Annotated in this window: 17 protein-coding genes and 1 other RNA gene; 9 read left to right on the forward strand and 9 right to left on the reverse strand. The window is 58.1% G+C overall.

Going from position 1 to position 16,697, the window contains the following annotated elements:
• Nucleotides 1-5: 5 nt before the first annotated feature.
• From dapF to argH, 4 genes are read right to left on the reverse strand one after another with little or no spacing between them, the layout of a single operon-like run.
• Nucleotides 6-839 carry a diaminopimelate epimerase gene (gene dapF, locus FVV99_RS02885; protein WP_148252509.1) on the reverse strand — a complete coding sequence of 278 codons (834 nt, stop codon included), beginning with the start codon at nt 837-839 and terminating at the stop codon, nt 6-8.
• Nucleotides 839-2,116, reverse strand: coding sequence for a diaminopimelate decarboxylase (gene lysA, locus FVV99_RS02890; protein WP_148252510.1), 1,278 nt, complete (start codon nt 2,114-2,116; stop codon nt 839-841). The genes dapF and lysA overlap by 1 nt, the downstream gene beginning before the upstream one ends.
• Before the next feature lie 2 nt (nt 2,117-2,118).
• Nucleotides 2,119-2,277, reverse strand: a complete 159-nt coding sequence (gene lptM, locus FVV99_RS02895; RefSeq protein WP_148252511.1) for an LPS translocon maturation chaperone LptM — start codon at nt 2,275-2,277, stop codon at nt 2,119-2,121.
• 1 nt (nt 2,278) lies between these two features.
• The gene (gene argH, locus FVV99_RS02900) at nt 2,279-3,685 is read right to left on the reverse strand and encodes an argininosuccinate lyase (RefSeq protein ID WP_148252512.1); all 1,407 of its coding nucleotides are present in this window, start codon (nt 3,683-3,685) and stop codon (nt 2,279-2,281) included.
• A gap of 227 nt (nt 3,686-3,912) precedes the next feature.
• Between argH and hemC the strand changes: the two genes are divergently transcribed.
• The 5 genes from hemC to FVV99_RS02925 all read left to right on the forward strand — a co-directional run bounded on the left by hemC (nt 3,913) and on the right by FVV99_RS02925 (nt 10,052).
• On the forward strand, nt 3,913-4,854 hold the full coding sequence (gene hemC / locus FVV99_RS02905; protein ID WP_148252513.1) for a hydroxymethylbilane synthase: 942 nt from the start codon (nt 3,913-3,915) through the stop codon (nt 4,852-4,854).
• Entirely contained in the window at nt 4,854-5,663 is an 810-nt protein-coding gene (locus FVV99_RS02910; RefSeq protein WP_407921326.1) for a uroporphyrinogen-III synthase, read from the forward strand. Before hemC ends, FVV99_RS02910 begins: the two co-directional genes overlap by 1 nt.
• A gap of 6 nt (nt 5,664-5,669) precedes the next feature.
• Nucleotides 5,670-7,202 carry a uroporphyrinogen-III C-methyltransferase gene (locus FVV99_RS02915; protein WP_148252514.1) on the forward strand — a complete coding sequence of 511 codons (1,533 nt, stop codon included), beginning with the start codon at nt 5,670-5,672 and terminating at the stop codon, nt 7,200-7,202.
• Nucleotides 7,199-8,422 (forward strand): heme biosynthesis HemY N-terminal domain-containing protein, encoded by a 1,224-nt coding sequence (locus FVV99_RS02920; protein ID WP_148252515.1) that lies wholly within the window; start codon nt 7,199-7,201, stop codon nt 8,420-8,422. The genes FVV99_RS02915 and FVV99_RS02920 overlap by 4 nt, the downstream gene beginning before the upstream one ends.
• Nucleotides 8,423-8,684: 262 nt before the next feature.
• On the forward strand, nt 8,685-10,052 hold the full coding sequence (locus FVV99_RS02925) for an NCS2 family permease (protein WP_148252516.1): 1,368 nt from the start codon (nt 8,685-8,687) through the stop codon (nt 10,050-10,052).
• A gap of 95 nt (nt 10,053-10,147) precedes the next feature.
• Here FVV99_RS02925 and ybiO read toward each other — a convergent pair whose 3' ends face one another.
• Both ybiO and rloA3 read right to left on the reverse strand, forming a co-directional pair.
• Entirely contained in the window at nt 10,148-12,466 is a 2,319-nt protein-coding gene (gene ybiO, locus FVV99_RS02930; protein ID WP_148252517.1) for a mechanosensitive channel protein, read from the reverse strand.
• Nucleotides 12,467-12,893: 427 nt separating this feature from the next.
• On the reverse strand, nt 12,894-13,445 hold the full coding sequence (gene rloA3, locus FVV99_RS02935; protein WP_148252518.1) for a retropepsin-like aspartic peptidase RloA3: 552 nt from the start codon (nt 13,443-13,445) through the stop codon (nt 12,894-12,896).
• A gap of 141 nt (nt 13,446-13,586) precedes the next feature.
• Between rloA3 and FVV99_RS18495 the strand changes: the two genes are divergently transcribed.
• A complete protein-coding gene (locus FVV99_RS18495) occupies nt 13,587-13,736 on the forward strand; it encodes a hypothetical protein (RefSeq protein ID WP_161598951.1) in 150 nt (49 codons plus the stop codon).
• Nucleotides 13,737-13,817: 81 nt separating this feature from the next.
• Here FVV99_RS18495 and ssrA read toward each other — a convergent pair.
• Nucleotides 13,818-14,197, reverse strand: a transfer-messenger RNA (tmRNA) gene (gene ssrA / locus FVV99_RS02940).
• 74 nt (nt 14,198-14,271) lie between these two features.
• Complete coding sequence (gene smpB, locus FVV99_RS02945) at nt 14,272-14,757, reverse strand: SsrA-binding protein SmpB (RefSeq protein WP_148252519.1); 486 nt, start codon at nt 14,755-14,757, stop codon at nt 14,272-14,274.
• A 126-nt stretch (nt 14,758-14,883) separates the two neighbouring features.
• Here smpB and FVV99_RS02950 point away from each other — a divergent pair, with 126 nt between their 5' ends.
• Together FVV99_RS02950 and FVV99_RS02955 are read left to right on the forward strand one after the other, a co-directional pair.
• Nucleotides 14,884-15,321 carry a type II toxin-antitoxin system RatA family toxin gene (locus FVV99_RS02950; protein WP_148252520.1) on the forward strand — a complete coding sequence of 146 codons (438 nt, stop codon included), beginning with the start codon at nt 14,884-14,886 and terminating at the stop codon, nt 15,319-15,321.
• The gene (locus FVV99_RS02955) at nt 15,308-15,661 is read left to right on the forward strand and encodes an RnfH family protein (RefSeq protein WP_148252521.1); all 354 of its coding nucleotides are present in this window, start codon (nt 15,308-15,310) and stop codon (nt 15,659-15,661) included. Before FVV99_RS02950 ends, FVV99_RS02955 begins: the two co-directional genes overlap by 14 nt.
• On the opposite strand, the gene FVV99_RS02960 is transcribed toward FVV99_RS02955, so the two are convergent.
• Entirely contained in the window at nt 15,658-16,161 is a 504-nt protein-coding gene (locus FVV99_RS02960) for an outer membrane protein assembly factor BamE (protein WP_148252522.1), read from the reverse strand. The genes FVV99_RS02955 and FVV99_RS02960 overlap by 4 nt on opposite strands.
• Nucleotides 16,162-16,233: 72 nt before the next feature.
• Here FVV99_RS02960 and fur point away from each other — a divergent pair, with 72 nt between their 5' ends.
• On the forward strand, nt 16,234-16,677 hold the full coding sequence (fur, locus tag FVV99_RS02965) for a ferric iron uptake transcriptional regulator (protein ID WP_148252523.1): 444 nt from the start codon (nt 16,234-16,236) through the stop codon (nt 16,675-16,677).
• Nucleotides 16,678-16,697: the final 20 nt, after the last annotated feature.

A 16,697-nucleotide genomic window follows, 5' to 3' on the forward strand; every position in this document is an offset into this window, starting at 1 on the left:
TGGTATCATGTCAAGTACACACGACCATCGAAAACACGCTCGGCTGGACCTGTCATGAAAAGTCGGGTACCGGGGCCGTCCCACGTGATGGTCAAATCGCCCCCCAGCAGATGCACGGTGACGGGACTGACCAGCAATTCTCGACGGATGCCATGTGCCACTGCCGCACAGGCACCGGTACCGCATGCCATCGTTTCACCCGTACCGCGCTCGAAGACACGGAGGCGGGCCTCATGGGGCGAAAGGCGCTGCAGGAACCCCACATTGACGCGCGCAGGGAATCGTGGGTGTGATTCGATCGCTGGCCCCAGACTGGCGACCGGTGCCGTTTCGGTATTCTCGACCTGCAGGACGGCATGGGGATTACCGATCGATAGCGCCCCGATCTGCCATCGCTCATCTTTTACATCCAGTACATGCAAGATATGGTCGCCGTCGGCTTCGAAAGGGATCGCTGCAGGCGTGAAATCCGGTATCCCCATATCGACGGTGATACGATCGTCGTTCTCGACGGTCAGCGTTAGCGGGCCACCGCAGGTTTCGACATGAATTTCATTCTTGTGGGTAAGACGCTGATCCCGTACGAAGCGAGCGAAGCAGCGTGCGCCATTGCCACAGTTTTCGACTTCCCCGCCATCAGCGTTGAAGATGCGGTAACGAAAGTCCATGTCGGGGTTCTGGGGTGGCTCGACAATCAGCAGTTGATCGAATCCGATGCCGAAATGACGATCGGCGAACCGGCGTACCTGGTCATTGTTCAAGCGTGCGCGCTGCGTGACCAGGTCGACCACCATGAAGTCGTTACCCAAGCCGTGCATCTTCGTGAAGTGCAGCAACATCAGCGTGCCCCCGATGCATCTGGCGGTAACAGCGATTCGCCAGCCCAGAGCGATTCGAGGCTTTCCCGTTGCCTGACCAGATGAACCTGCCTACCGTCGACCATGACTTCGGGGGGGCGAGGGCGGCTGTTGTAATTCGATGCCATCACGAATCCATAGGCCCCCGCCGAGCGAACGAGCAGGAGATCGCCATCGGCAATGGCCAGGTGGCGATCCTTGCCGAGGAAGTCGCCGGTTTCGCAAACCGGCCCAACGATGTCGTAGGTAGCGGCCTGACGAGCCAAGGTGGTATCCACCGGTAGAATGGCCTGCCATGCCTGATAGAGGGATGGACGAATCAAGTCGTTCATGGCGGCGTCGACGATCGCGAAGTTACGCGTCTCGCCCGGCTTGAGAAATTCGACCCGCGTCAGCAGTATCCCAGCATTGGCGGCAATCGAGCGGCCGGGCTCGAACAGCAGCGTCATGCTCTGGCGCCCATGTTCGGCGAGCCGTGTCAGCAGTGCGGTAGCATAGTCAAACGGCGCCGGTGGCCGCTCATCGTGATAAGGCACGCCAAGCCCGCCACCGAGATCAAGATGATCGATGGTGATGCCCACCGTTTCCAAGCGTTCCAGCAACACCAGCAGCCGGTCCAATGCATCGAGGAAGGGAGCCAGCTCGGTGAGTTGCGATCCAATATGACAATCCAGACCCACTATCTTCAGGTTCGGTAGGGCCTGAGCTCGTTGATAGGCGGCAAACGCGTCATCGACAGCGATACCGAATTTGTTGTCCTTGAGCCCCGTCGAGATGTAAGGATGCGTACCGGCATCGACATCCGGGTTGACACGCAACGACACCGGGGCCGTCTGGCCGCGGCGCTCGGCAACGGCATTCAGGCGTTCGAGTTCGGCCCGGGACTCGACATTGAAGCACTTGATGCCGACATCGAGGGCGCGCGCCATTTCCGCGTCTCGCTTGGCGACGCCTGAAAACACCACGTTCGCAGGGTCGCCACCGGCTGCCAGGACACGCTCGAGCTCACCTAGGGATACGATGTCGAAGCCCGCGCCGAGCCTGGCCAGCAGCGCCAGCACCGCCAGGTTGGAGTTTGCCTTGACGGCATAGCAGATCAGGTGCGGATGACGACCCAGGGCATCGGCATAGGCATGGAAGTGGCGTTCCAGAGTCGCCCTGGAGTAGACATAGCAGGGCGTATCGAAGCGCTCGGCGATCTCGGCCAGCGCTACGTCCTCGGCATACATCACGCCGTCCCGGTATTCGAAATGATCCATGCTCAGTTCCCGTCTGCGTCGTCCTGGTTGTCGTCGTTACCTTGCGGGTCGTAGCGTTCGGCGGCCTCGTCGTCGTCGGGCAGGTATAAGGGGCCTTTCTGGCCACAGCCGGCGGTAACAAGCAGTATAGCGATCAGCAGCGATATCCCCAGGCGTGGCATGTCAGACCTCCTGCCGAGTCATGGTGGCCAGCGACTCACGCGCGCGCTGCGCCGCAGCACGTACCTGATCCGGGGCCGTCCCACCGATATGGTTGCGGGCGGCCACCGAGCCTTCCAGAGTCAATATCTCGAAGACATCGGCGTCGATGCTGCTGGAAAATTGCTGCAGTTCCGCCAGTGACATCTCCGCAAGGTCCTTGCCGTGCTGTATGCCGTGTGCGACCGACTGACCGACGATTTCATGCGCATCGCGAAAGGCGACTCCCTTGCGGACCAGATAATCGGCCAGGTCGGTGGCTGTCGAAAAGCCGCGACGGGCTGCCTCGTACATGTTGTCGGTCTTGGCCTCGACAGCCGGGATCATGTCGGCGAACGCACGCAACGCGCCCTTGACCGTATCAACGGTATCGAACAGGGGTTCCTTGTCTTCCTGATTGTCCTTGTTGTAGGCCAGCGGTTGCGACTTCATCAGGGTCAGCAGGCTCATCAGGTGGCCATAGACGCGCCCCGTCTTGCCGCGTACCAGCTCCGGGACATCCGGGTTCTTCTTCTGGGGCATGATCGAACTGCCCGTGCAGAATCGGTCGGGCAGGTCGATGAAGTCGAATTGGGCGCTGGTCCATAAGACCAGTTCTTCGCTCATGCGCGACATGTGCATCAACAGCATGCTGGCGAAGGCCGTGAACTCGATGGCGAAATCGCGATCACTGACAGCGTCCAGAGAATTGTCGGCGGGACGATCGAAGCCCAACAAGTCAGCGCTGACATGCCGGTCGACCGGATATGTCGTACCGGCCAGCGCAGCGGCCCCCAGCGGCATGATGTTGACGCGCCGGCGGCAATCTCGCAGCCGCTCATGATCGCGTGTGATCATTTCCTGCCAGGCCAGCAGGTGGTGACCGAAAGTGACGGGCTGTGCACTCTGCAGGTGGGTGAATCCCGGCATGATGGTGTCTGCCTGCCTGGCCGCCAACTCGATCAAACCATGACGCAATCTGGCAAGCTCCAGATCGATGGAATCGATTTCGTCACGCAGGAACAGGCGAATATCGGTGGCAATCTGGTCATTGCGGGAGCGACCGGTATGAAGCTTCTTGCCGGTGACACCGATCATGTCGGTCAAGCGCGCTTCAATGTTCATGTGGACATCTTCGAGAGCGATCGACCACGGGAAGTCGCCGGCATCGATTTCCTTGGCAATGTCCTCGAGACCGCTGATGATGGAGTCACGCTCTGCATCGCTGAGCACTCCGACACGTGCCAGCATGGTGGCATGCGCTATCGATCCCCGGATGTCATGAAGTGCGAGGCGTTGATCGAAGTTTACCGAGGCAGTGAATCGCTCGACGAATGCATCGGTAGGTTCACTGAAACGACCGCCCCAGGATTGGTTGGTTGAATGGGTCATCAAACGGTACATCCTGCGTTGTTGGCCTGAACGTCTATGCTTGGGCATTGACTTGGCAGTGTACCAGAGTCGGCGGCGCTGGCCACGCGACCAGCAAGGCCGCAACTCGCATTTTTCCTGTTTCCTTCGGTGCATTATGATGTCAACAGCACCGGGGGCCGAGGAGCGCCTTCATTTCATCTTGTGCGTGGGCTTGCGAGACCCGCGCTCACCGACAGGAGAGAGCCGTGTCCGCCTACACTATCCTGCGTATCGCAACCCGCAAAAGCCGTCTCGCTTTGTGGCAGGCCGAACACGTTCGCGACCGGCTCATGGCGGTACATCCAGGCTTGCAAGTGGAACTGGTTGCCATCTCCACGCGTGGTGACAAAATTCTCGACACGCCGCTGGCCAAAGTGGGCGGTAAAGGGTTGTTCGTAAAGGAGCTGGAAGAGGCCATGCTCGATGGACGGGCCGATATTGCCGTCCATTCGATGAAGGACGTTCCCATGCATTTCCCGGAAGGTCTGGGGCTATCGGTCATTCTCGCCAGTGCTGAGCCCACCGATGCCTTCATCTCCAATCACCATGCCTCCTTTCAAGTGTTGCCTGAGGGCGCGCGAGTCGGGACGTCGAGCCTGCGCCGAGGATTGCAGGTTCGCGAGGCTCGGCCGGATATCGAGGTATTGACGCTGCGCGGCAATGTCCAGACGCGTTTGTCCAAGCTGGATGACGGTGAATTCGATGCCATCATCCTGGCGACCTCCGGGCTGCGACGGCTGGGACTCGGCGATCGAATCACGACGGAATTGCCGCCTGAGGTCTGTCTGCCGGCGTGTGGACAGGGGGCACTGGGGATCGAGTGTCGTAGCGATGATGCGAATCTGATCGAAATGCTAGCGCCATTGGATGATCCGCGGACCGCGACACGGGTGCGTGCCGAGCGTGCCATGAATACTCGGCTGGAAGGCGGTTGTCAGGTGCCGATTGGTGGACATGCGACGTTCGAAAACGATGGGCGCACTCTCTGGCTCCGGGCCCTGGTCGGCAACCCTGAGGGCACCCAGGTGTTGCGTGCCGAAGGTCGGGGCGCGGCCAGCGAACCGGAAGCGCTCGGTTTACGTGTCGCCGATGACCTCCTTGACCAAGGGGCTGGCGAGATCCTGGCGGAAGTCTATGGTAGTGCCTGATGATGTACCGGCCTCGGGTACTGATTACACGGCCCGGTGAACGCGGGCGTGTGCTGGCGTCGGCCCTGTCGTCGCGGGGAATGGCCGTCGAGCCGTTGGACATGATGTATCAGGAAATGCTTCCGGAAACACCGGCCATGCGAGCCTGCTGGCTGGATTTCGATCACTTTTCTCGCATCATCGTGGTCAGTCCGTTTGCGGCCGAGTGTCTGGCTGATGCCCTGGACCGATACTGGCCTCAATTGCCGATTGGTCCGCAGTATTATGCCGTTGGCAGCGCGACGGCGGAGGTGTTGAGTCGGGAGTTGCAGGTCAAGGTTCATCTCCCCGTGGCTGCGAATACGTTCCAGCCACGGCGGGAAACCAGTGAGGCGCTGCTGGCGCTGCCGTCGTTGCAGCACCTCGATGAGGAGAAGGTGCTGCTGGTGGCGGGTGTCGGGGGGCGCACGGCGTTAACCGAGACACTGACGTCACGTGGCGCCCGGCTGACTCGTCTGGCACTCTATCGACGGGTTGTCACGTCACCGCAGGGCGCCATGCGTGACTGTTTGAGCGACGGTCTCTTCGATGCGCTGATAGTGAGTAGCGGCGAACTACTCGAACATCTGGCAGGATGGTGTGGTAGCGCGGCGTTGAACCAACCGCTAATCGTTTCCAGTCAGCGCTTGGCTACACTGGCAGTCAACCTGGGGTTCGCCGACCCGCGTGTCGCCGCAGGCGCTACGGCGACCAAGCTGGCGGCCATGACCGCTCGGGTATGTGGCTTGGAAGGGGGCGATGTCGATCATGATGATCTTGAAAAGGGCTAGCGACAGATGAGCAAGCAACGACACGATCAGGACGAACACCAGACGCCCTCCCGTCAGGAGCAGGCTGACGAGGACCAGCAGGATAGAGATTCGGCGTCGACATCTCCCGATTCGACCCATGAGTCCTCCCCGTCGGCAACGGAATCCAATGAGACAGCGACGCCGTCGTCTTCCAGGCAAACCGTTTCGAACGCCCAGAGACACGAGTCGGATGAGCCGTCGTCGGCTACCGAGGCAACGCCTGGCAAAGACAAGGAAACGAGCCGAACAGCAGGCACTTCCGCCCCCGGTAAACGCTCCGATGCCAATGTCGCCAAGACAGCAAAGAAACGGTCTCAACGTGGTAAGTCCAGCCAGCCCGACACATCGTCCTCAGGCACTGGCAAGTCGACTAGTCAATCATCATCGACATCGAATGGTCCGACTCCTCGTACGTCATCCAGCGGCGGTGGCCGGTCGAAAGCGGGAGGGACTGCTGCTACCGGGGGCACGAGTGGAGGAGGTGCCGGCAAGGCCGGCATCGTGGCCTTGGTATTGGTGGTCGTACTTGCGGTCGCTGTCATCCTTGCTGGTTGGTGGGGTTGGCAGCGTCTCGACCAGCAACAGCAACGCCTGACTCAAGTGGATACCAATGCCGAAGCGATCAGTGAGCTGGAGTCCCGGCTCGAGGAGAGCGCAAGCGAGCGGCAGTCGGCACTGGATGACGCGTTGCAATCGTTGCGCAGCGAGTTCGAGGATTACCGCGGCGAGGTGAACGGCACCCTGGATGATGTCCTTGCTGAACTCTCTCGAGAGCAGGACACCGATGAGCGCGAGTGGCTACACGCTGAAGCCGCGTATCTGCTACGACTAGCCAACCAGAGGCTCCAGTTGGAGCGTGACGCCGAGGGAGCCGCTGCACTGTTGCGCACCGCTGATGAGCGTCTGCGTGAAGCCGATAACCCGGCGCTCACTCCCGTACGTCGTGAGATCGCTTCGGAGTTGGCGGCTCTGGACTCCGTCGCGAAAGTGGATCGTACCGGTTTGTATCTCGCATTGAATGCCCAGCAGGAACAACTGGCTGACCTGCCGCTCAAGCAGGATATCGAGGCCCAAGCCGTCGAGGGCGAGGATGCCCAGGCGCCTGAAGGCGGTTGGCGGCAACAACTGTCCCATTTCGGTGCTGAACTCAAGGACTTGGTGACCGTCCGTCGCCATGATCAGGCACTAGAGGCGCTGATTTCGCCCGAGCAGGAGTCATACTTGCGGCAGAACGTGCGGTTGTTGATCGAACAGGCGCAGCTTGCCTTGCTCAAGGAGGAGGGAGCCCTCTACGAAGAGAGTCTCGATGAGGCAATGACGCTGGTGGAAACTTATTACGACAGTGACCGGGATAGCGTTCAGTCCGTACTGGATCGGCTCGAGGCACTACGTGGAGAAGTGATACGCCCCGAACTTCCCGATATTAGCGGTTCCCAGCAGGCGCTCGCGACATTTATCGAGCGTCGTTTCGAGGATGGTGGTGATCGGGCAACGGACGATCAGGAGGATGACGCATGAGAAAGCTGATTCTACTGATCGTCCTCGGCTTGGCCGTTGGCGCTCTTTTCGGCCAACTGATGCAGGTTCTGCCGGGGTATTGGTTGATTCGTGTCGGCGATACCTCGGTACAGACATCGTTCTGGTTCGGACTGGTATTGCTGCTGGTCGTCTTCCTGGTGCTGCACTTTGCCTTGCGAGTGCTGGCGCGATTACGCCGCCCGGTCAGCCGCTTCAAACTATGGAATACCCGAGCACGTCATCGCAATGCCATGCGGCGTACCGTGCGTGGCCTTGTCGCTCTGGCCGAGGGGCGTTGGAAGCGGGCGGAAAAATCCTTGGTCAAAGCAGCCGATGACTCCAGCACACCGTTGGTCAACTATCTGTCAGCGGCACTGGCGGCTCATTATCAGGGGCGTTATGACCAGGCGGATACGTTGCTCAAGCGAGCGCACTTGAGTACCGAGGGAGCCGATACCGCGGTAGGGATGGTGCAGGCACAGTTGATGCTGGATCGTCAGCAGTTCGAGGAGGCGTTGGCGACGCTGACGCGACTTGACCGTCAGTTGCCCAACCATCCTCAAGTGCTCAAGCTGCTCAAGCAGGCTTACTTGAGTGTCAATGACTGGGACGGCTTGCGTCGGTTGATGCCCCGTTTGGCGTCCCAGCAGTTGATTGCTCAGGAAGAACAGCAATCGCTGGAACAACGAGCCTACCGTGAGTTGCTCATGCAGGCGTCTCAGCATCCTGAGGATATCGAGCGGGTACGTAATCTATGGGCCGATATGCCCGATCATCTGCGCAGCGACGTCGATCTGGTGGTGTTGTATACCGAAGCCTTGATCCGTGGCGGTGAAGAAGGGTTGGCGGAGCGTCTACTACGGCATTCACTCAAGGAGCACTGGGATACGCGTCTGGTATTGCGCTATGGATTATTGAATGTCGATGCCGGTCGACAACTGGCCTACGCCGAGAAATGGTTGCAGGAGCGCCCTAACGATCCGGATCTGCTACTGTCCTTGGGGCGTCTTTCCCTGCGCAATGCTTATTGGGGCAAGGCGCAGGAGTATTTCGAAACCAGTCAGCGCCAACGACCCAGTGGGGTCGTATGTGCGGAGCTGGCACGGCTCTATGCGAACCTGGGTGAGCACAACAAGAGCCAGCTTTACTACCGGCAGAGCGTCGAGTTGCTCGATAAATCATTGCCGGCGTTGCCTCAGCCCAGCGATGATAATTTGTGACGCACCGTCACTGTCGACATTCTCGTTTTGCTCTCCTGGGCGCCTGACGGCGCCCTTTTTTTGTGAGAACCGGTCATTACCCACCATGCCGGGGCTATTTGATTTTCTGATAGAGAGAATCAGCGCCACAACTTGTCCGATCGGTCAACTGTTGCCTAGTCTAGGCTTATCGTATTGACCAATCGGTCAGTCCTTGTCTGCTGACTTCATAGGGCGACCATTGTCTCGAATGCCCCATTTCAACAACAAAGGGACCATGGCTATGCAACACTCTTCGACTGCAGATATCGAGACCTCGCGGTCAGACACGTCGCATTCCGGGAAGAGGCTGGACGGTTACTTCAATGTTCGGCGTCGCGGCTCCACGCTAAAAACCGAGATACTTGCCGGTGTTGCTACCTTCCTGGCCTCAATGTATATCATCGTGGTCAATCCGGCGATTCTCAGTGATGCCGGGATTCCTTTCTCGGCGGCGTTGTCAGCCACGGTGCTCATCAGCTTCATGAGCAGCCTGGCGATGGGCCTCTATGCGCGCAACCCCATCCTGGTAGCACCGGGGATGGGCATGAATGCATTGTTTACTTATACCCTGGTGATGGGAGCGGGGCTGTCCTGGGAAGTGGCATTGGGCTGTGTATTCTGGTCCGGGGTTCTGTTTGCAACGCTAGCGTTGTTCAATGTCCGGCAAGCCATCATCGATGCCATACCGGAGTCGCTGCGTTATGCCATTACGTGTGGCATCGGGTTGTTCATCACCTTTATCGGCTTCAAAAATGCAGGCTTCATCGTCGGCAGCGAGGCAACGCTGGTCTCGCTTGGCCAGTTGAGCCCGACGTTGATCACGTTCTTCACCGGCATGATGGCAACCGTCGTATTCGTGATCTGGCGTTTCAATGGTGCGCTGATCCTCGGCATTGTCCTGACGACATTGCTGGCGGTACCCATGGGACGTTTATGGGGGGGCGACATACTGGTGGAATGGAGCGGGATGGCAGCCTGGCCCGATTTCAGTGTTGTCATGCAGGTGGATATCTGGGGAGCTCTCAAGGTGGCTTATCTGCCGTTCATCTTTGTGATGCTCTTCACCAACTTCTTCGATGCGCTATCGTGTTTCATGGCGCTTTCGGAGTCGGCCGACCTCAAGGATGAGCAGGGCAATCCACGTAACCTCAAGCGTTCCATGACCGTCGATGCCTTTGCTTCGATGATTGCCGCACCGTTGGGAACCAGTGCCGCTCAGACGTTCATCGAGTCGGGAGCCGGTGTGTCACAGGGTGGGCGTACCGGGCTCGTGGCCGTGGTCATCTCGTTGCTATTCCTTCCGTTTCTGTTCCTGTCGCCCCTGCTATCCCTCGTACCCAGCATTGCCACGGCACCAGCCTTGGTGCTGGTAGGGCTGTTCATGCTGGCGCCTATCGGCAAGATCGAGTGGACCCGGTTCGAGCAGGCCTTTCCTGCGTTTCTGGCCATCATTCTCATGCCGTTGACCTATTCCATTACGCTGGGAATCGCTTTTGGTTTCCTCAGCTTCGTGGTGATCAAGGTTTGTACCGGACGGTTAACCGATATCAAGCCGGCGATGTGGGTATCGGCAGCCCTGAGTGTCGTCATGCTGGCGACTACGCACTGACACGTATGCCAGGACGTTGCATACGTTTCTGATCGTTCGGAAATGACGAGGGCTGATTCAGGCAGCCCTCGTGTCTTGCAGAATGACTTAGGGCGTTATTCCGGCTCGTCGACATCATCGCCATCAGGCTTGCGGTGCGAATCGTCGCCGGTATGGTCGATATCCCGATGCGGATTACCGGCGCTCGATGGCGTACCTGCGTTACGTCGAGACGCATCGAGGAGTCGGAGGTTGGCGGCCGGCGCCTGCCCTTCCTTGTCCTCGCCGAAGTACAAGGTCGTATGGGGGAAGGGAATTTCAATGCCCGCCTCGTCGAAGCGCATCTTGACCAGACGATTGTAGGCGCGGCCTACGGCCCACTGGTCGCCAGGTGTGGTCTTGATGACCACACGAATGTTTACCGAGCTATCCGCCAGCGCAATGACGCCGGCTACGGTAAGCGGTGCAAGCAGTTTCTGACCGTGCTCTTCGCTGGCCTTGAGATCTTCGAAAGCCCGTTCCAGCTGGACAATGGCCTCGTCGATATTCTCGCGATAGGCAATGCCATATTCGCCGACATGGTTGCCGAACTCACGCATATAGTTGGAAACCGTATCGACGCTGGAGAAGGGGACGATGTGATAGGTACCTGACAGATCTCGGATCGCGACGGACCGGATGCTCAAGCGTTCGGCCGTACCGGTGATGCCGCCTACGGTCACGACGTCGCCGGTATTCATGGCGTTTTCGACCTGGATGAATACGCCGGTGATGATGTCCTGTACCAGCTTTTGCGCCCCGAAACCGATGGCAAGGCCGAGCACGCCGGCACCGGCGATCAGTGGCCCGATATTGATGCCGATTTCCGAGAGCGCAATCATCGCCGTCATCGTGATGATGGCGATGGCCAGTGCATTACGGAACAGGCTGAGCAAGGTCCTGGCGCGGGCAGAGGGTTCATCGCCCCCGGTGTCGGGGTTGAGACGATGCTCGATCAGGCTGGCCAGGCCGATCCAGACTGCCAATGCCAGCACCACGATGAAAAAGACGCTGACTATATTGCCTGTCAAGGTACGACCGGCGTCCGAGGCGTACCAGGCTGCCAGATCGAACGCATTCCAGGCATTGAGCGTCAGCATGACGACGGCGATCAGGATGATCGCGCGAATCACTCGCAGGATATTGGGGACATAGGCGTTGAGACGCTTCTCCAGCATGGGCAGCCTGTCGCGCAGCGGCGCTGTCAGCGTGATCTGTCGCCCGATCGTCTGAGTCAGCAGGTTCGAGAGCAGTGCACCAATGCCGACGATGATCAATGTCTTGAACGTAGCGGCGGCGACAAACGGCAGGGCATCGTCGGGACGAATCAGGGTGACCAGCAACACCATCAGGAAATAGGCGATGGCTAGCCAGTGCCAGAGCTTGGCGAGCAGGTTCAGCGTTACCCGGGAGGCCTGCAGGGTCGCCTTGGCAGCGGATTGCTCTATGGATTGACGCAACGACAGGCGGTTCTTGAGCACGACTGTCACGGCATAAACGAAAGCACCTAGCATGATCAGGGTGCCCACTGCCTGACCGAGGGCTGTCGATAGGTAGAAATTGAGCAGGGGAACGACGACCAGTAGCCCATAGCCTACCAAGCCAATGAGACGGGCAAACCAGCCGTTCCAGTAAGCGGCCGCGGATGCCGAAATGGGCAACAGACGTAGACCTTCGTAACGCGATGCGAACAACATGCGAAGACCGGCCTTGAGGAGCTCGATGACCAGGAAGGCATTAAGGAACAGCGAGGCTCGTGTAGACAGCGCGCCGCTCTCGCCGATGGCGAAGGTGGCAATCAAATTGCCGCCGACATAGGCAAGCACAACGATGAGGATGTCGGCAACGGCTGCCATGCCGACGGCAAGTACCAGCCGTAAAACAGGCGTCAATAGGCTGCCAGATATCGACCATTGACTGATGCGCGAGAACAAGGGACGCACCAGATAGCGAAGGATCAGGAAAAGCGCAATGGTGGCGGCGATAACCAGCCCAAGGTTGATCGCGGCATTGGTGAAGGCGCTGGTGTCGAAGGCGCTACTATCGCCGTCTGCCGAACCCACGCCGAAAAGGTTGGCGACGGTAGCGACCGATTGGCTGAACTGGTGACCGATATCACCGACGATTTGGCTGGAGGTTTCAGCCAGGCGTCGCGGCAGTGAGACTTCTTCAGCGCGTTGGTTGCCTGGTGCGTCTGCGGCGATCGCTTCAGACGATGCACTCAATGGTGAACTCGACGTCCCTTCGCGTTCGGCGAGTTGCCTAAGCTCTTCGATCAGCCGGTTACGGGAGTCCTCATTTTCCAGCAAGTCAGCCAGTGTGGAGTAAGCTGGACTATCGGGTGACGGTGCCTCTTGCTGAGCCTGTGTGGTCGGTACGATCAGTAGGGTGGCCATAACGAGCCAACCTATCAATATCGCGATAGAACGTAGTTTCAGCACGCTGCGATCTCCCTATTTCGCGTGGAAGTGATGATCATGCCACCCGATTGCGGCAACCAGACGATACCTAGGCTCTCTGAAAATTGTCTACGCGTTACGCCTGACCATTCAGTGTTAACGCAAATGCCATCAAGGCCCCACCGGCGCCTTGATAGCTCCGCTTTTCGCTGATTATTGACCTATCCAGGCTGCATTCGTTGACTTGCCATGCAAAAACCAGTGTAGCGGCATCACAGCACGTTATCCGTGACCGGGCAAACCAGTCGCGTGTCGTACTGAGTATATTCTCTATACAAATATTGTACACGAAGGTGGCTTGATGCAAAGCCCTCTTCGTAGGGTGAGTCGTGCTGAAACCATTGATTCAACCGAAGGGTGTCCGTTATTCGAGGTCTTCTTCATAAGGCTGGACCGGTGAATCCTCATCACAATTCGGGTCGGTAGTGAAGGTCTCCCGAACATCCAGGACGCCGAGGTGTTTGATGGTCCGTCGCCCGAGGAGGACGGGATAGTTCATCTTGCTGCGATCACGGAGACTGAAGTCTTCTTCATAAACGGTATCGCCCATGCAGATGTCCATGATGACTGTCGGACGACGCGATTCGCCCCCGGCGCCACGCAGGATCAGATTACGATTGACCGCCTTTTCCAAGGTTTCGGATGTCACTTCCCCGGTGTCTTCATCTTCCAGTTCGAGACGGAACCTGACCCATTCTTCGCCATCCTTTTCGAACCGCTCGATATCCCGGGCATCCATGGAGGAAGTGAGAGCCCCGCTATCGAGTTTGGCCTTGACTTCGACCCCCCAAGGCTCAACGGTGGTTTTCTCCACCCATCCGAAGGTCTTGTCCTCGTCAGCCACAGCCGTCGTGGCCGTCGTCACCAGCAGTACTCCCATGGCGGTGAGGATGGAACGATATAGTTTGTCGATCATTGAGCCTCCTTCAATGGTAAGCATAGGATCATAACGCCTGCTGAGCGGCTATTGTGATGAGACGCAGGTGTGACGCCGTTGCCCGTTACGTCATCCTGACATCGGCATCGTGTACTAAACCCACAAGGATACTGTCTGACCATGATGAAACAAGGAAGTGCGATGTGTCGCCTCTATTGCCGTCTGTCCAAGGGGATCATCGCTGGCGGATTCATGGTCGATGATGCGGCATGGTCCGAGGAACGACTATCCGGATTAGTCCTATCCGTTCGCCAGGCCGATGTCGCTTGACGAACTGCAGACAGTTCTGACGCTGCAAGGAAAACATGAAACGAAAAAAGCACCCGTAGGTGCTTGATTCGTATAGGGTGTTGGTGGAGGCGGCGGGAATTGAACCCGCGTCCGCCGGTACTCGCTCTTCGGCTCTACATGCTTAGCTTCGTCTTTTGCTTTAACGCTGCTGACTCCGACGAACAGGATGCAGCAACGCGATTCTTCTTCGATTTAACGACTGACGTGAAGACGCCGCCAGCCGCGATCCCATCAGTCTTAGCTCGTATCCCGTCCGTGATGAATGGGCACATCACTTTCGGGCCAGGCTAACAACTAGCAGTTGTTACGCTGCCAGTGCGCCTTGAGCGTAGTTGTCGTCGTTTGCGACTATTTTATCGTGATGCTGGATTTACGAGATACATCACACTCTCGGCATGCACCTAGGAGGTTGTCACCGGCGTCGAAGCCATGTCGCCCCCGTAGCGCTCATCTTATCAGATGGGGATGGCCAGGCGCTAGATCAAGGTGCCTACCATCAAATAGCCGACCTGCCCTAGTTGTTCTCACGCATGATGCGCGCGCGTTGCCGATTCCAGTCGCGTTCTTTCTCCGTCGCTCGCTTGTCGTGCATTTTCTTGCCGGTGACAAGTGCCAGTTCACATTTGACCAGGTTCTTTTTCCAATAGAGCTTCAGGGGGACGCAGGTATGTCCCTTGTCTTGAGTGCGCGAGAATATCTTGGCAATCTCCTTGCGATGCAGGAGCAGCTTGCGTGTGCGCGTCGGATCGGCCACTTCGTGCGTACTGGTCGTATTGAGTGGTGTAATGTGACTGCCCAATAGCCAGGCTTCACCGTTCCGAACCAGAATATAGGTATCGGTGAGCTGGGCCTTGCCGGCGCGCAGGCTTTTGACTTCCCAGCCGGACAACGACAGGCCGGCCTCGAAGGTTTCGTCGATGTGATACTCGAAACGAGCCTTCTTGTTGAGCGCGATGGCGTTGCCGCCTGGGCCTTTGCTCTTGCCTTTCTTGTTGGCCATAGGACCTCATGTGTTGATATGCCGGGTTCCCCCTCCGACATGGGGGGAAGCGTGATACCATTCAAGGTTTGATGGATAAACCGTCCATGATACGCCCAAGGCCCCACAAAGTCAGCGGAGAGGTACATGCCAACGGTCAATCGTTCTGCTCTGGTGCGGCACTCCCCCCAGACCATGTTCAACCTGGTCAATGATTTCGAGCGGTATCCGGAATTCCTGCCCGGCTGTCGTGAAGCGCGACTGATAGAACGGGATGAAGCTCACCTGGTCGGAGAGTTGACCCTGGCCAAAGCCGGGGTCGAACAAAGTTTTACCACACGCAATGACCTGTACGAGCCGGAGCGTATCGAACTGTCGCTGGTCAGTGGCCCCTTCCGCCGTTTACGGGGGCGCTGGCTGTTTACCCCGATGGGGGAGGAGGCCTGCAAGGTCAGTCTGGAAATGGAATTCGAGTTCGCCAATCGATTGCTGGGCATGGCTTTCGGGAAACTGTTTCAGCAAGTGGCTGGACAGTTGGTCGATTCGTTTACGCGCCGCGCCGATGACATCTATGGGAAGTACTGAGTTGCGTGAGACTGATGCAAACGAAGCAACGCTGTCGGTCGAGGTGGCGTTTGCGTTGCCGGATCGCCAGAAAATCGTTCCCCTCCTGGTGACGCCCGGAACGACCGCACGACAAGCGGTGCAGCAGGCGGATATGACGTATCATTTCCCGGACCTGTCGCCAGAGACTTTCCTGGAGGCCGATCTTGGCATCTTCGGCCATGCGCTGCGGGACCCGCAAACGCATGTGCTACGCGACGGCGATAGAGTGGAAATCTATCGCCCTCTGCTCATCGATCCCAAGGCTGCTCGTGCTCGGCGTGCTGCCGAGGCACGTTCGACCAAGTCCGGTAGACGCTAATAGTCGTCGGATGACTCCGGTTCGAGCGAGTCGTCTTCGCTCGAGGTGTCGCCACCGCTGGGTGCGTTGCCCGGCTCGGGAGTCGGGTTAGGCTGCGTCGGGAGTGCCGCATTTTCAGGATTGGCGCCTTCCGGAGCCGGACCGGGGCCTTGATCGGTTGGCAAATCGATATCGCCGCCTATGTCTCCCTCCGTTTCGATATTCGCCAGGCGATTACCCTGGAAGGTGAGTGTGACACGGCGCTGTTCTACGTCATCATAGGCTTCGTCGAGATAGAACACATAGTCCCACTGGTCAGCATCGAAAGGCGCTTCGAGCAACGGTGTGCCCATGATGGACCTCACTTGCTCCCGGCTCATGCCGGGTTGCAGTTGGGAGACCATTTCCTGATCCACCATGTTGCCTTGGGGCAGATCGCGCTTGTAGACGCCGAAGTAACTGCACCCGCTAACGAGTGACAGAGCGACTGAGAGGGTGACGGTTTTAATCAACTTTTGCATTTGAGTCCGTTCTTCACTATCGTGGATTCGGTCGATCATACCCGACACTACACGTTACTGCGAAGAGCGACCATGGCTGATCAGAACCATGAATTGCGTAAGGTGGGTCTCAAGGTCACCCTGCCTCGCGTCAAAATACTACAGATCCTCGAAAATGCCCCGGATCAACACCATCTGAGTGCCGAAGATGTCTACAAGGCGCTGCTTGATGCGGGTGAAGATGTCGGTTTGGCCACTGTATACCGTGTGCTGACCCAATTTGAAACCGCTGGTCTGGTGATACGCCATAACTTCGATGGTGGACATGCGGTGTTCGAACTCTCGCAGGAAGAACACCATGACCACATGGTGTGTCTGGACAGCGGAGAAATCATCGAGTTTTTCGATGAAGAGATAGAGCGTCGTCAGCAGGAGATCGTCGAAGAACATGGTTATGAACTCGTCGATCATGCGCTCGTGCTTTACGTGCGCCCGAAAGGTTCCAAGGTGACTCGTCAGGAGACGATCAAGAAATAATCGCTCCATGGTGTATCGTC

The sequence above is a fragment of the Aidingimonas lacisalsi genome (genome assembly GCF_008079445.1).
Classification (GTDB): domain Bacteria; phylum Pseudomonadota; class Gammaproteobacteria; order Pseudomonadales; family Halomonadaceae; genus Aidingimonas; species Aidingimonas lacisalsi.